The organism is Bacillus songklensis (assembly GCF_042649685.1).
Classification (GTDB): Bacteria; Bacillota; Bacilli; order Bacillales; family Bacillaceae_H; genus Bacillus_BA; species Bacillus_BA songklensis.
In genome coordinates, this window is sequence record NZ_JBHRZT010000039.1 from 55,912 (window position 1) to 70,070 (window position 14,159).

Consider the following 14,159-nt stretch of genomic DNA (forward strand, 5'->3'; position numbering starts at 1 on the left):
TTCAAGGGAGACTGACTTAACAGTATAGAAACGCGCTGTTAAGTCAGCTTTTTTGTTAAAGAACAAGATTGGTTTTTTAGATGTTGGATTCATTCGCGCAGAATGTCCAGTTCTCACATTGCCCGCTAAAGCTGATAGGGGAGGAAATGAAGAGAAAGGATGGAAAAAAGCCCTTTTCTCTCCGGTTTCCCTTTTGCTTCACTCTATAAACCAGAAATCAACACCGGACTTTGGCATAATGGTGTGAAAAATAAATGACATTTGTCCCCTTTTTTCGTTTTTCGATACAATCTGTTTATTTTACTTGGTATAGTAGAGGTAGTTGCTTATACAGTTAAGGGGGGAAAACAGAATGAAAGAAATTAAGCTATTTGTTCCAATGCTGTTTCTCGCTTTACTACTCATATTTGGCTGCTATAAGGCTTTGCAAACAGGTGTAAAAGTTCCGGTGGTAAATGTTAGTTCTGAGAATGCGAAGGAACTTCAAGTCGGTCTTGAGAATAAGAATGTTAACGATCAATTGGTCAGGACATATTCGAATATTCTCACGTTCAAGCAGCAAAACCTTCCTTATTTATCATACAAACTAGCGGGAGATACAAAAGAAGCTATTCAAACTGCCTTTCCGCGTACATATACCGAGGTGGACGGAGTGCTTACTTTTCGAGGCAACCACCTGCGCGATCGACCTTCATTTGGTCATATTCCTTCCCAAGCATCCCAGCTTTCAAAGGTATGGGAGTTCACAACAAAACGAAGCCCTGATTGGGGAGGAGGAGCAGGCTGGACAGGACAGCCTGCCATCATAAAATGGGGCAATGATGTCTTGCAGATGATGAATGTATATGATGAGTTTAAAAAAAATCCGGGATTCGTGGAAGTCGTTTACGGATCATTGGATGGCCATATTTACTTTTTTGATTTGCATTCCGGTAAGCCATCACGTCCTTCTATTAATATGGGAAACGCTATTAGGGGAAGTGTCTCTTTGGATCCAAGGGGTTATCCGCTCTTATACGTAGGGCAAGGAGTTCCCCAAACATCCAAAACAGATATTGGATTACGTATTTTCAGCTTAATTGATGGAAAGCAACTTGCGATGATTAAAGGAATTGACCCGTTTGCGTACCGAAGATGGGGGGCTTTCGGTGGCTCGCCGCTAATCAATCGGAAAACGGACACGATGGTTGTCGGGGGAGAAAACGGTCTCTTATATCATATAAAGCTTCATACGCGTTTCTTTAGAGATAAGAAGGTCATTACGGTGAATCCTTTCGTCATGAAGTATCGTTATCATGTTAAAGGGAACCTTGATTATGGAATTGAAAATTCGCCGGCAGCTTATAAAAATGTTACATGGTTTGCTGATAACGGGGGGAGTATACAAGCGGTTGATATGATGACCAATCGGCCGATTTGGGCTCTTTCCAAAACGGATGATACAGACGCCACCATTGTTGTAGATGAGGAAAATGGCAATACCCCTTACTTATATACGGGGACAGAAGTGGACAAGCAGGGGAATAAAGGAATAGCACGTTTACGGAAACTCAATGGTTTGACCGGGAAGGAAATATGGTCAACTGCATATCCGGCTCTGACGGTAAAAGGGAAAAACCCCGTTAATGGCGGACTGCTGGCTACCCCTGTTAACGGAAAGCGTACAATAAAGGATTTGATCATTTATACAGTTGCGCGGGCACCATCTCTTGAAACAGGATTGATGGTGGCTTTAGATAAGCAAACAGGAAAAGAAGTGTGGCGCTGGCGGATGCCTAAATATACATGGTCTTCTCCTGTAGACATATATGATGAGAAAGGGAAGGCGTACATCCTTCAAGCTGATGCTAATGGGAGCTTGTATATGCTGTCAGGGAAGGACGGAAAAATCGTTTCTAAAATAGAACTCGGACATAACGTAGAGGCATCGCCGGCTGTTTACGATGACATGCTTGTGGTAGCCACGCGTGCTCAAAAGATATATGGTGTCAAAATATCGGGGACTCCTTAGTGGGGTGCCCGATTTTTTGTTCTAAACTGAAGTTTTTTAGGAACAGTTCAACAAAGTGAGACTTCCATCAGGGGAGAAGGACCACATTTAGCTTAATGATTAGTTGAACCAACCGACTTCTTACGGACCATTAGAGTATCCCCTGCACAGCAGGAAATAGGTTTATTGACCCGATGATGGTTATGCGAAAAAATGTAACATCTGTTTTTCTGGAAACAGATATACAAGACATCTTCTGAGACAAACGCGAATTTATGTTATGTTTTCTGACATTAGATAAGGGTTGTATCAAAAAAAAATAATAAGAATTTTTAAAAAATGTATTGAAAATCTAACAGATAGGTATTATGATACGTAATATAACATATGATGTTATAAAAACTAACATCAATTTCGGTTAGAAAAACAGAACTACAGATAGGGAGGAATAAAACATGCAAATGGGAGATTCAGTGCTCATGTTTGTGGCAACTATCCTAGTATGGCTTATGACACCAGGTATAGCGCTGTTTTACGGAGGGATGGTAAAAAGCAAGAACGTCCTAAGCACAACGATGCATAGTTTTGGATCAATAGCCATTATCTCAGTTTTATGGGTATTAGTCGGATATTCTATTTCGTTTTCCACAGGAGGAACTGCTTTCTTTGGAAATTTAGATTGGGTGGGCTTAAAAGGCGTTTCATTTGAGCCGAATCCTGACTACAGTGCAACGATTCCTCATAATCTTTTTATGATGTTTCAATTAACGTTTGCGGTTTTAACAACAGCGATTATTTCCGGGGCTTTTGCAGAACGTATGCGTTTTTCAGCTTTTGTACTCTTTGCAATATTATGGATGATTATTGTTTATGCTCCTGTTGCTCACTGGGTATGGGGAGTCGGTGGATGGCTACGTGAATTAGGCGCACTTGATTTCGCGGGAGGAAACGTTGTTCACATTTCATCTGGGGTTGCTGGTTTAGTGCTTGCGAGTGTTTTGGGAACACGAAAAGACGCAAACGAAACAACTCCGCACAACTTACCGCTTACAATACTAGGTGCCGGATTAATTTGGTTTGGTTGGTTCGGTTTTAATGTCGGCAGTGCATTAACATTAAATGATGTAGCCATGACAGCATTTATCAATACGAATACAGCAGCAGCTACTGGTATTATTGGCTGGGTATTTGTTGAATGGATTGCTACTAAAAAGCCAACCATGTTAGGTGCCTTGTCTGGTGCCATAGCGGGTCTTGTTGCCATTACGCCGGCTTGCGGATTTGTCACACCAGTTGCTTCTATTTTAATCGGCTTTATTGGCGGCGTTGTTTGTTTCTGGGGTGTCTTTTCACTTAAGAAAAAGCTTGGTTATGATGATGCGTTAGACGCATTCGGCCTCCACGGTATTGGAGGAACATGGGGCGGTATTGCAACAGGGTTGTTCGCTACAACATCTGTAAATTCTGCCGGGGCAGATGGACTGTTTTATGGTGATGCGAGCCTGCTTTGGAAACAGTTAACCGCAATCGTTGCAACCTATATCTTTGTTGCGGTCGCTACTTATATTATTGTTAAGGTCGTTAACGTTATTGTAAATATTCGCGTAAATGATGAAGAAGAATCACTCGGACTCGATATTACGATGCACGGTGAAAAAGCATATCATGAAGCAAATATGTGAAAAAGGGTGATCATATGAGCGATAAGCTAACGAAAATTGAAATTATTACACGTCCAACAAAATTCGAAGAGTTAAAACAAGCATTGGCGAAAATCGGTGTGAGCGGCATTACTGTTTCGAATGTGCTCGGCTGCGGGTTGCAGAAAGGTTTTACGGAATTCTATCGCGGTGTAAAACGCGAAGTGAATATGCATGAACGAATTAAAGTTGAGATTGTCGTGTGTAAAGTACCTGTACAATCAGTCATTGATACAGCTCGCCAGGTGTTAAATACAGGAAAACCAGGCGACGGAAAAATCTTTATATATGAAATTGCCAACGCCATTAAAATTCGTACAGGTGAAGAAGGGTGCAATGCGTTACAAAACGAGAAATAAAAAAGAGGAGGTCCCAAAGGTCTGTTAGTCCTTTGGGACCTCCTCTTTTATTTTTGAAACAATCTTTTCTGATACTAGTCAATCCCAAGGACATCGGGAGAGCTTGTAACAAAGTGGACAAAAATGGATTATGAAAAAGACATTGAGAATCCTTATTTAGTTTGTATAATAGAATAAGTGGGTTGCAAGCGATTTCATTAAACCTCCAATGAAGAGATAGAGAGGAAAGAAGGGGGGAGGGACGATGATTCATAAACGAATAGTTGCTCTGTTTTTGCCCCTGTTTCTTCTTTTTGGCAGTCTCCCATCTATGGCGGCTGGGAAAGAAGAAAATAGATGGCAAGATGAATTGATCTACTCCATTATGATCGACCGTTTTAATAATAGCCGGTTGGCAAACGATCGTGATATAGATGTCAATGATCCGAATGCTTATCATGGCGGGGATTTAAAGGGGATCATGGATAAGCTCGATTACATTCACGATATGGGATTTACGACCATTGTACTGTCTCCTTTGTTTAAAAGTGACTCATATGATGGAGGTACCATTAAAGACTTTTATAAAGTGGATGAACACTATGGAACGATGAAAGAATTCAAACAGCTTGTAAAAGAGGCGCACAAGCGTAATATGAAAGTCGTGGCAAGTTTTATCACATCAAGTGATGAAAATGAAATGGTAAAAGCAGGATCATGGTGGATTGAACAAACCAATATTGATGGATACAAGATGTCCAAATTGGAAGAAGCATCTCTGCCTTTTTGGGAAAAGTTCGTTAAAGAGGTAAAAGCGGCGAAAGAAGGCTTTTACTTAATGGGAGAGCTTCCTGAAGAAGATGTAAAGAACCGAGCAAACTATGAGCGAATCGGCTTCGATTCTTTAATTGATTACAGCCTTTATAATCAAACTTCTGAAACATTTAGCAAGATCAATTCTTCACAAAAGATGTTACAGGAACAATGGCAGCAAACCGAATCTACTTACAAGAATCCGCTTGCAGTCGGAACGATGATTGATAATGAAAATACTGCTCGTTTCACGAGAAAAGCCCTGGAGCATCGCCGCCATCCCGGAACGAGAACGAAACTGGCGCTAACGCATTTATTCTCATCTCCCGGCATTCCAACTGTTTACTACGGAACAGAAATCGCCTTAGACGGTGGAGAAAAGCCCGATAACCATCGGATGATGAATTTCCGTGTGGATAAAGAGCTGATTGATTATGTGACAAAACTCAGTGAGGTTAGAAATCAGCTTCCATCTTTACGAAGAGGGACATTTGAACGGTTATATGAAAAAGGTGGAATGGTGATTTATAAACGTCAGTATAAGGGTGAGACGGCTGTTATTGCGATCAATAATACATCCAAAACACAAATAATCGATTTAGGAACAAAACAGCTTGGAGAAGAGAAAGAATTAAGGGGATTGTTAGAAGATGATATTATTCGTCCCGCAAAAGAAGGGTATCGCATAGCGCTTGACCGGGAAAAGGCCAATATTTATGTATTGGCTGATAAAACAGGATTAAACATGAAGTTTGTTGTTGCTCTCGTTGTAGTCTATGGAGCTTTTATGACTTTTATCTATTTAGCCTGGAAACGTGGAAGAGCAAGAAACAAGTAAAGGGAGATCCCGCTTAGTAGTGTAGCTTGAAGCAGTAACACCAGACTTTAACATGGCTTTACCTGAAATCATGTTATGATGGAATCAATAAAATTGGGAGAGGGGTGTGTTTGTATGGGCGTGACCATTAAGGACGTCGCCAATTTAGCAAAAGTTGCACCTTCGACGGTATCAAGAGTAATCGCAAATAGCTCGCGGATCAGTGAGAAAACGAAGCAGCGTGTCAGATTGGCAATGAAAGAATTAGGTTATCATCCCAATATTATTGCGCGAAGCCTTGCGAATCAATCGACACAAGCGATTGGCGTTGTAATGCCGAGCTCTGCTGACAAAGTATTTCAAAATCCATTTTTTCCGGAAGTCATCAGAGGAATTAGTATAGGCGCACATGAGAAAAAGCATGCTATATATATGTCCACAGGAGAAACAGAAGAAGAAATTTTTCAGGAAGTTGTTCAAATGGTACAAGGCCGCCGAGTAGATGGCATTGTTCTTTTATACTCGAAAGTAGATGATATGATTTTACCTTATTTACAAGAACATGATGTTCGATGTGTGGTTATTGGAAAGCCGTTTAAAGAAGGGGAGACCGTATCGTTTGTGGATAATGATAATTTCCGTGCCGGCCGTGAAGCAGCTGAATATTTGATTAAGCTGGGCCATGAGCGAATTGCGTTTGTTGGCGGGGACTTGGACCTTGTTGTAACAATTGACCGTTTAACGGGCTATGACAAGGCTATTCGTGCTGCGGGCCTGCAATATCGCGATGAATATGTCATCCACCAAGAATTTTTACGTGAAGGCGGAAAAGAAGCGGTTCGCAAGCTGATGTCGCTTGAAAAGCGTCCAACGGCGTTAGTGGTGGCGGACGATTTGATGGCACTTGGCGTATTGAACACATTAGATGAAATGGGTATATCCGTCCCTGGTGATATTTCCATTGTGAGCTTCAACAATCTTTTAATCGCCGAGCTTGCCCGTCCTGCTTTAACATCTATCAATATCAATATTTTCGAACTTGGCTATCAGGCGGTTCGGTGTCTGATCGATCAATTTGAATCTCCTTATAAAGTAGTCGAGCAGATTAAAGTCCCTTACCAAATGATAGAGCGACAGTCTTGCAAACGATTAAATGAAGAGCTCGCTGAGACTTCTGTGTAAGGAAAGACGAAATCAAAAAGCCTCCGGGAGGCTTTTTGATTATCCATTTACAATCGTTCCGCCGTTTACATGAATCATTTGCCCTGTTATATAGGAAGAATCATCATTTGCTAAAAACACGTAGCTTGTTGCGACTTCATGAGGTTGACCTGCCCGTTTCATTGGGGTGTCGGCTCCGAATGTTGATACTTTTTCGCTTGCAAAAGTAGAGGGAATGAGCGGCGTCCAAATGGGACCGGGTGCGACTCCATTGACGCGAATACCTTTTCCAACCAGTGATTGGGAGAGAGAACGAGTGAACGCGACGATGGCCCCTTTTGTAGAGGAATAGTCAAGCAGCTGCTCGTTTCCCTCATAAGCCGTGATAGACGCCGTGTTAATAATGGAACTGCCTGACGTTAAGTATGGAAGGACAGCTTTAGTTAAATAAAAGAGTGAAAACACATTGGTGCGGAATGTTTGTTGAAGCTGCTCTGCCGTAATATCCAGGAGGCTTTCTTTTGGATGTTGCTCCGCTGCATTATTGACAAGAATATCAATTTTTCCGAACTTGGCGATTGTTTCTTTGGCGATTTGCTCACAAAAAGATTCATCTCCAATGTCTCCGGCAAGAAGTAAACATTGGGCTCCAAACTGTTCTACTTGTTTTCTCGTTTCCTCTGCATCTTGATGTTCGTCTAAATAAACGATGACCACATTGGCTCCTTCTTTCGCATAATGATAGGAAACGGCCCGGCCAATTCCGCTATCACCGCCTGTAATGATAGCCACTTTTCCTTTTAGCTTTCCTGCTGCCTTGTATTGGCTGCTGATTGCAACAGGAATCGGATTCATCTCGGACTCGATTCCCGGCTGCCTGTTTTGATGTTGGGGCGGGAATGTTTGTTGTTGGTTTTGTTGGTTAGCCATTGTTCTTCCTCCTTGTCTAATAGTTCCCTTGTTAGTATGGAAAGGTAAAAAAATTTTATCCCACATTAACGGGCAGTAAGGCCCCCGCTGATGGAAGTTTCCTTTATCCTTTCGGAGGATATCGCGCAGGTAGACTACATTCCTTAGGAAGAGGAGTAAAACAAAAAACGAAAGGAGACGGTGTGTCGTCTCCTTTTGTTTCTTCATGTTTGGAAAATTATAAACTTTCATCCCGTCGATCACTTTGTGAGTGATTGGGTGATCGTCCAGCTCCAGCGCCTAGCCCCTCGAGTCGCTTCGGTCCTGTCAATGAAGTCAAAGAACAACTTCACCGGCGGGCCCTTCACGCTTGTCGGGGCTGAGCAAGGCGCTTGCGCTTTTGTTCAACGATAGTTAATGAATTGAACATCAATTGGCAAATCGGCTTCGCGAATTGCGGCAATCACTTTTTGTAAATCATCTCTACTTTTTCCGGACACACGCAGCTGGTCATCCTGAATCTGGCTTTTGACTTTTAAGCCCGCATTTTTGATGATCGTATTGATCTTTTTGGCATTCTCCTTATCAATGCCCTGGATTAATGTTGCCCTTTGTCTCACTGTTCCGCCGGAAGCATTTTCTATTTTTCCGTACGATAGGTTTTTTATTGGGACACCCCGTTTAATCAGTTTGGAAAGAAGCACATCTTTCAGCTGATTCAGTTTGAATTCATCATCTGAAACGAGCACAATCTCTTCTTTATCAAGAGAGAGATCACTTTTGCTTCCTTTAAAGTCGTAGCGAGTTTGAATCTCTTTCATGGCAATGTTGATCGCATTCGTGACTTCAGATAAGTCAACTTTGGACACAATATCAAATGAGCTTTCTTTAGACATATGTTCCTCCTCATTTGTAAAAATTTTCTTGCAATCATTATAAACAACTTCTACATTAAGTACAACCGTGCCAAAAGTTGAATGGCTGAGCAGGAATTGGTACAATCACCATATGTTTGTATTTTGAAAGGAAGAAAGGATCGAAACAATGAGCAAATTACAACCTGGAAAAACATTGGTGCTTCATGTAGAACGTGAAACACCTTTAGGATATATGTTAACGGACGGAAAAGAAGAAGTGCTGCTTCATCGAAATGAAGCGACAAAGGAGCTGGCAGAAGGAGAAGAGGCCGCAGTCTTTGTTTATTTAGATCAAAAAGGAAGATTGGCTTCTACAATGACGCTTCCGACTATTGAGGAAGGGAAGTATGAGTGGGTAAAGGTGGTTGAAACCCAACCGGGTCTTGGCGTGTTTGTAGATATCGGCCTGAACAAGGATTTGCTGGTAGAAAAAAATGATTTGCCTGCCCTTGAGTCATTATGGCCGGCTGAAGGGGATTTGTTATATTGTACGATCAAAGTGACAAGACGCGGTCTTTTATACGGGAAGCCGGCAACAGAAGATGTCATGCAGGAAATTGCGAAAGAAGCGCCGGCATCTTTGTTTAATAAAAGCCTTACCGGGACCGTTTATCGTGTGTTAAGAGTCGGAACGTTTTTAATCACGGATGAAGGTTATCTGGGCTTTATTCATGAAACGGAACGAAAGGAAGAGCCTCGTTTAGGAGAGAGAGTACAAGCACGTGTTATTCATGTAAAAGAAGATGGAACATTAAATTTATCATTAATACCTCGAAAACAAGACAGCATGTCTGAAGATGCGGATGAAATTTATGCTTACTTGCAAAACAGGGGAGGAGCGATGCCTTATTGGGATAAAAGCTTTCCGGAAGACATTCGCGAGCGTTTCAATCTGAGCAAGGCTGCTTTTAAGCGCGCTCTTGGAAAACTCATGAAGGAGAACAAAGTGTATCAAGAAGAAGGCTGGACTTATATCAAGAAAGAAGAAACAGGTGATAAATAAAAAGAAAGGGGGTTGCCCCGGAACACGGAAAGGCATATGTTTTGGGCGTAAAATCAAATGAATCATCGTGGAAAATCCATAAAACTGAGAATTTTCGTGACGATTTATTTGACAAAAAGCTTTTTACAGCATAAAAAGGAGGCTCTTGGTTGAGCCCCCTTTTCTTTATTTACAGGTGATCGGTTTTTTTTGAATAAGAATTTTTCCCTAATTCACGGTTATGCTCTCTCATAATATTTTTTTCATGGCGTTTTGCATTATTATCTCTTGCTTTTTTATCATTGTCGCTTGTGTGAGATTTTGTCATGCGAAATCACTCCTTTAACCTGGTGATGATATTAAGGTTAGCCTGGAGTGTCTAATTTATGTAGGCAACTTATGACAGCGTATCGTTCAAGAAAAAAAGAGCAATTGTACCTGGTCCTGCATGAGAACCGACTGCTGAACCGAGGCTGTTGATGATAAAGGATTGACAGCCGAACTTTTCTGTGATGAGCTGTTTGAGTTCGAGTGCAGTATGTTCGTCATCTCCATGACTGATGGCGATTGTTTGTGAAGCTAAATCCTGCCCGCGCTCTTCCATCAGTTCAACCATTCGTTTTAAAACTTTTTTACGTCCGCGTATCTTTTCGATTGGAATGAGTTTTCCGTCTTCGACGTGAAGCAGGGGCTTAATATTGAGAAGGCCACCGACAAAAGCAGATGTTTTGCTGACACGGCCGCCTTTTGCAAGGAAATCTAAATTGTCGACCGTGAAGATGTGTTCCATGTGATGGCTGTAAGCTTTAATCTTCTCAACAAGTTCTTCAAACGGCAACTGTTGCTTAAGCAGCTGGACAGCGTAATGAACGACGAGTCCCTGACCGAGGGAAGCACACTTCGTATCGATTACCTCGATTTTAGCATCGGGATAGTTTTCTTTTATTTCTTGCTGCATCATGACAGACGTCTGGTATGTACCGGATAGTTGGGAGGAGAATGCAATATAAATGCCCGCATCCCCATTTTTCACAATCGATTCAAATGTATCGTAAATTGTATTAGGTGCAGCCTGGGATGTTTTTGGATGTGCACCGTGGCGAATATATTCAAATACTTCATGCGGTTGGATAGTTTCTAAATCTAAATACTCTTTATCGTTAACATGAACACGAAGGGGAAGCAATTGAACATCATGCTCCTGGAAAAAATGCAATGGCAGATCGCTTGCACTGTCCGTTACGATTTTAATTGACATCATTGTCACCTTCCTATTGCTTTTATATGATATGAATAGTTTACAGATTGTTTGGCAAACATACAATTTTTTCGACTGATCAGCGCATAAATGTACGGCTTTTTATTGTAAGATGACGGGACGGTTGTTTCAGGGGAGGATTGTTGCGGGTACGATAAAACGGACGATGTTTGCTTGGCGGGTTTGGTATACGCCAATTTTCTAAATCCATTCTGCCATACATAAGTGTTATTAATGAATTAATATGAAAAGACCATACTACTATTAGATGTATATGCTTGACGGGAGGAAATTCTTATGGTTTGGTTAGAAACGAAAAAATTAATTGTTGTTTTGCTCGGGGCCTTACTGAGTGCGTTATCCTTAAACTTATTTTTAATCCCTGCCAATATTTATGCCAGCGGCTTTACCGGCGCGGCCCAGCTTATTTCAAATGTGCTGTCGGACTACACGCCCATTCACGTATCAACGGGTATTTTATTGCTCTTGTTTAATATCCCCGTCGCGATTTTAGGCTGGATGAAAGTAGGGAAGTCGTTTACCTTATATAGCTTTTTAAGTGTTGCGGCAACAACTGTATTTTTGGAATTGCTTCCCGTTTACCCCCTTTCCAAAGATATTTTATTGAACTCGGTGTTTGGCGGTGTCATTGCTGCTGTAGGAATCGGCTTCACATTAAAGTGGGGAGCTTCAACTGGGGGACTTGATATTATCGCCATGATTTTGTCTCGTATGAAGGATAAACCGGTCGGTACATACTTTTTTGCCATCAATGCTGTCATTATCGGAACAGCAGGATTAATATACGGATGGGAGAAAGCTTTATACACTCTTGTTGCGTTATATGTTTCTACACGTATGATTGATGCCATTCATACTCGTCATGAAAAGCTAACGGCTATGATCGTTACAAAAAAAGGTGCGGAATTGAAAAAGGCGATCCATGCTAAATTGGTACGCGGAATTACAACTGTTCCAGCTAAAGGGGCCTTCACAAACGAAGAAAAAGAAATGATGATTATCGTCATTACAAGATATGAGTTGTTTGATTTGGAGCGGATTATTAAAGAAGTAGATCCGAATGCATTTACAAATGTTGTGCAGACAACAGGGATCTTGGGGTTCTTCCGTAAAGACTAGAAAGTGAAATCCCGATAAATGGATAAATAGCTTTTAATATGAAGTCCCGAAAGCCTGGAAAACAGGCTTTCGGGACTTTTTTACATTGTTTTGCCCTCCAACTGATCTGCTAACCCATCTAGCTGTGCTTTTTCTTCGGGAGTAGCTTGGCTGGCAGCATAAGAAAGAGTTTCTTGTGCAATGCCCATTTGCCCCTGATCGACTAAGGCGGAGTCATCTGTCTGATCAGCCTGCCGGCTCTTAATGCTCTTTTGATCCTCATTGAGTAAGGCCGAATGGTCTGTCTGATTAGCTTGGGGGCTCTTAATGCTTGTTTGACCTCCACTAGTTAAGGCTGAGTCACCAGTCTGATTTTCGATACCCAATGCTTGCTGGAATTGCTGAATTTGTTCTTGCTCCCCTGGTGATGCTTGATTCATGAGAGAAGAAACCACGCTTCCTGCGATATCCATCTTCCCGTTATGATTTCTAGGAGAAGAAGAATTCTGGTGGTTTGCCTGCGGTTCTTGCTGTGACTGCTGACCCTGGTGTTGCTCCCCTGTTGACATGCTTCCAGATAAAAGGGATTGTATCATCCCCATGTCAAAAGAACCTTCTTTATTTGACTTCCCCGTGTTGGCTTGTCCATGATTAGAGGATTGCTGTTTTTGTTCGCCGGGGGAAGAAAATGCTCCCCTAACGTTAGTGAAGACTTGTTTTGCCTGCTGAAATAAAGAGTCTGCCATCACGCACGACCTCCGTTAAAAGAGGATTGACCATTTTTGGCTTTCAGCTTTTCAGCTTCTGCCAGTGTCATACGGTAAGGGATTCGCTGATCATGAAGTTGAACCGCGTCAGCACCTTGCTGAACAAAGCGTCTTGATTTATTGCTTCTACCCATTACACATTCCTCCTTGATTTGAACGAAATTGACACTATTCTTTGTGTCAATTGTAGTTTGTGTAGTTTTTGAAGAGCTATAGCCATAAAAAATTCCCTTTTCCGAGTAATCCGGTCAACAGGAAAGCATCCTATATATATAAAAAGCCTAATCAGTCGGCGATCAGGCTTTTAGGAAATGGGATATTAGAGTTTTAATACGTCTCGCAGGTAAAGGGCAATGCCGTCTTCTTCGTTTGACAGCGTGGTTTCTCTTGCAAGGTTCTTTAGCTGGGCAATTGCATTTCCCATGGCTACACCATGACCGGCAAACTCGATCATTTCCAAATCGTTATCTTCGTCACCGAATGCAATGATTCGCTCTTGGGGAATGTTGTAGTAATCGGCCACTTTTTGAAGACCGACTGCTTTATTCAATCCTTTTTTGACAATTTCAATCACATGCCAGGGAGCTCCCCAGCGGCGATGTTCAATCACTTCTGCATGCACTTCCGATAAGTGCCGGCGAATATCGTCCACATGATATTCGTCAGCATGGATTAAAATGGAGGTAGGATCATGCTGTAAGTAAACACGCAAGTCACCTGTTTGAAGTTTTGGATTCCCTAAATTAATAACATCGATTAATTCCCGATCATCATAATGCAAATATACATCGTCCATCACTTCAGCAAGAATGTTGTTAATCTCATAATTGTCCATAGCTTCTACAATATCATAGGCTGTATGACGGTGGAGCGGGCTATGGTGCACACCCCATGTTTGTTGGAGAGGATGATGAATAAGTGCACCGTTAAAGTTCACAATAGGAGTATTCAATTGCAGCTCTGAATAATACATGGAGCTTGAACGGTAAGGGCGGCCTGTCGCAATCATGACGATATGCCCTTCTTGTTTCGCTTTTTCGAGGATGGCTTTTGTTTTGGGGGAAATCGTTTTTTTATCGGTTAATAATGTACCATCTAGATCAAGTGCGATTAAATGCGGTTTCGTGCTCATAGTAGCTCCTTTCAACGGTATTGATCAGTTAATTTTACTTTAACACAATTATATTTATGTGTCCCGCAGGTCTTTTTATTTATACATTACGAAACGTATGGGCAGCACAGCAGCAGGGAGCGATAAAGAAGCGAATTTTAGTATAAGTAAAGAACGATTATCCTCTATGCTCCCCCTTGGCAGACTTGGCAATCCGTAAATTTTTCCTATGCGTATAATAAGCAAAATGTGTGTAATGAAAGTAACTAGGAAGACG

The 14,159-nt window shown here is 41.7% G+C and carries 14 protein-coding genes; 7 read left to right on the plus strand and 7 right to left on the minus strand.

Annotated elements, in window-relative coordinates; translation table 11 throughout:
* Positions 1 to 352: 352 nt before the first annotated feature.
* From ACFOU2_RS09255 to ACFOU2_RS09275, 5 genes are all read left to right on the plus strand, one after another.
* A complete protein-coding gene (locus tag ACFOU2_RS09255) occupies positions 353 to 2,011 on the plus strand; it encodes an outer membrane protein assembly factor BamB family protein (protein ID WP_377914408.1) in 1,659 nt (552 codons plus the stop codon).
* A gap of 434 nt (positions 2,012 to 2,445) precedes the next feature.
* Complete coding sequence (locus ACFOU2_RS09260) at positions 2,446 to 3,672, plus strand: ammonium transporter (protein WP_377914410.1); 1,227 nt, start codon at positions 2,446 to 2,448, stop codon at positions 3,670 to 3,672.
* A gap of 14 nt (positions 3,673 to 3,686) precedes the next feature.
* Entirely contained in the window at positions 3,687 to 4,049 is a 363-nt protein-coding gene (locus ACFOU2_RS09265; RefSeq protein WP_377914412.1) for a P-II family nitrogen regulator, read from the plus strand.
* 244 nt (positions 4,050 to 4,293) lie between these two features.
* Positions 4,294 to 5,679, plus strand: a complete 1,386-nt coding sequence (locus ACFOU2_RS09270) for an alpha-amylase family glycosyl hydrolase (RefSeq protein WP_377914414.1) — start codon at positions 4,294 to 4,296, stop codon at positions 5,677 to 5,679.
* 114 nt (positions 5,680 to 5,793) lie between these two features.
* Positions 5,794 to 6,840 carry a LacI family DNA-binding transcriptional regulator gene (locus ACFOU2_RS09275; RefSeq protein WP_377914416.1) on the plus strand — a complete coding sequence of 349 codons (1,047 nt, stop codon included), beginning with the start codon at positions 5,794 to 5,796 and terminating at the stop codon, positions 6,838 to 6,840.
* Positions 6,841 to 6,879: 39 nt separating this feature from the next.
* Here ACFOU2_RS09275 and ACFOU2_RS09280 read toward each other — a convergent pair whose 3' ends face one another.
* Together ACFOU2_RS09280 and ACFOU2_RS09285 are read right to left on the minus strand one after the other, a co-directional pair.
* Positions 6,880 to 7,749 (minus strand): SDR family oxidoreductase, encoded by an 870-nt coding sequence (locus tag ACFOU2_RS09280; protein WP_377914418.1) that lies wholly within the window; start codon positions 7,747 to 7,749, stop codon positions 6,880 to 6,882.
* Positions 7,750 to 8,132: 383 nt separating this feature from the next.
* The gene (locus ACFOU2_RS09285; RefSeq protein WP_377914420.1) at positions 8,133 to 8,624 is read right to left on the minus strand and encodes a YajQ family cyclic di-GMP-binding protein; all 492 of its coding nucleotides are present in this window, start codon (positions 8,622 to 8,624) and stop codon (positions 8,133 to 8,135) included.
* A gap of 148 nt (positions 8,625 to 8,772) precedes the next feature.
* Here ACFOU2_RS09285 and ACFOU2_RS09290 point away from each other — a divergent pair, with 148 nt between their 5' ends.
* A complete protein-coding gene (locus ACFOU2_RS09290) occupies positions 8,773 to 9,648 on the plus strand; it encodes a CvfB family protein (protein WP_377914422.1) in 876 nt (291 codons plus the stop codon).
* Positions 9,649 to 9,817: 169 nt separating this feature from the next.
* Here ACFOU2_RS09290 and ACFOU2_RS09295 read toward each other — a convergent pair whose 3' ends face one another.
* Positions 9,818 to 9,955: a DUF3941 domain-containing protein gene (locus ACFOU2_RS09295; protein WP_377914424.1), complete on the minus strand. Its 138-nt coding sequence runs from the start codon at positions 9,953 to 9,955 to the stop codon at positions 9,818 to 9,820.
* A gap of 69 nt (positions 9,956 to 10,024) precedes the next feature.
* On the minus strand, positions 10,025 to 10,885 hold the full coding sequence (locus ACFOU2_RS09300; RefSeq protein WP_377914483.1) for a DegV family protein: 861 nt from the start codon (positions 10,883 to 10,885) through the stop codon (positions 10,025 to 10,027).
* Between the two features lie 297 nt (positions 10,886 to 11,182).
* Here ACFOU2_RS09300 and ACFOU2_RS09305 point away from each other — a divergent pair, with 297 nt between their 5' ends.
* A complete protein-coding gene (locus tag ACFOU2_RS09305) occupies positions 11,183 to 12,025 on the plus strand; it encodes a YitT family protein (protein WP_377914426.1) in 843 nt (280 codons plus the stop codon).
* Positions 12,026 to 12,105: 80 nt separating this feature from the next.
* Here ACFOU2_RS09305 and ACFOU2_RS09310 read toward each other — a convergent pair whose 3' ends face one another.
* From ACFOU2_RS09310 to ACFOU2_RS09320, 3 genes are all read right to left on the minus strand, one after another.
* Entirely contained in the window at positions 12,106 to 12,750 is a 645-nt protein-coding gene (locus ACFOU2_RS09310) for a hypothetical protein (protein ID WP_377914428.1), read from the minus strand.
* Positions 12,750 to 12,905: a hypothetical protein gene (locus tag ACFOU2_RS09315; protein WP_377914430.1), complete on the minus strand. Its 156-nt coding sequence runs from the start codon at positions 12,903 to 12,905 to the stop codon at positions 12,750 to 12,752. Before ACFOU2_RS09315 ends, ACFOU2_RS09310 begins: the two co-directional genes overlap by 1 nt.
* 185 nt (positions 12,906 to 13,090) lie before the next feature.
* Positions 13,091 to 13,903: a Cof-type HAD-IIB family hydrolase gene (locus ACFOU2_RS09320; RefSeq protein WP_377914433.1), complete on the minus strand. Its 813-nt coding sequence runs from the start codon at positions 13,901 to 13,903 to the stop codon at positions 13,091 to 13,093.
* Positions 13,904 to 14,159: the final 256 nt, after the last annotated feature.

What these genes read in the sequence shown, in the direction of transcription:
- ACFOU2_RS09300 (WP_377914483.1), bottom strand. Translation starts at nt 10,885, where the DNA reads ATGTCAATTAAAATCGTAACGGACAGTGCAAGCGATCTGCCATTGCAT.
- ACFOU2_RS09285 (WP_377914420.1), bottom strand. Translation starts at nt 8,624, where the DNA reads ATGTCTAAAGAAAGCTCATTTGATATTGTGTCCAAAGTTGACTTATCT.
- ACFOU2_RS09305 (WP_377914426.1), top strand. Translation starts at nt 11,183, where the DNA reads ATGGTTTGGTTAGAAACGAAAAAATTAATTGTTGTTTTGCTCGGGGCC.
- ACFOU2_RS09270 (WP_377914414.1), top strand. Translation starts at nt 4,294, where the DNA reads ATGATTCATAAACGAATAGTTGCTCTGTTTTTGCCCCTGTTTCTTCTT.
- ACFOU2_RS09275 (WP_377914416.1), top strand. Translation starts at nt 5,794, where the DNA reads ATGGGCGTGACCATTAAGGACGTCGCCAATTTAGCAAAAGTTGCACCT.
- ACFOU2_RS09290 (WP_377914422.1), top strand. Translation starts at nt 8,773, where the DNA reads ATGAGCAAATTACAACCTGGAAAAACATTGGTGCTTCATGTAGAACGT.
- ACFOU2_RS09295 (WP_377914424.1), bottom strand. Translation starts at nt 9,955, where the DNA reads ATGACAAAATCTCACACAAGCGACAATGATAAAAAAGCAAGAGATAAT.
- ACFOU2_RS09265 (WP_377914412.1), top strand. Translation starts at nt 3,687, where the DNA reads ATGAGCGATAAGCTAACGAAAATTGAAATTATTACACGTCCAACAAAA.
- ACFOU2_RS09315 (WP_377914430.1), bottom strand. Translation starts at nt 12,905, where the DNA reads ATGGGTAGAAGCAATAAATCAAGACGCTTTGTTCAGCAAGGTGCTGAC.
- ACFOU2_RS09320 (WP_377914433.1), bottom strand. Translation starts at nt 13,903, where the DNA reads ATGAGCACGAAACCGCATTTAATCGCACTTGATCTAGATGGTACATTA.
- ACFOU2_RS09310 (WP_377914428.1), bottom strand. Translation starts at nt 12,750, where the DNA reads ATGGCAGACTCTTTATTTCAGCAGGCAAAACAAGTCTTCACTAACGTT.
- ACFOU2_RS09255 (WP_377914408.1), top strand. Translation starts at nt 353, where the DNA reads ATGAAAGAAATTAAGCTATTTGTTCCAATGCTGTTTCTCGCTTTACTA.
- ACFOU2_RS09260 (WP_377914410.1), top strand. Translation starts at nt 2,446, where the DNA reads ATGCAAATGGGAGATTCAGTGCTCATGTTTGTGGCAACTATCCTAGTA.
- ACFOU2_RS09280 (WP_377914418.1), bottom strand. Translation starts at nt 7,749, where the DNA reads ATGGCTAACCAACAAAACCAACAACAAACATTCCCGCCCCAACATCAA.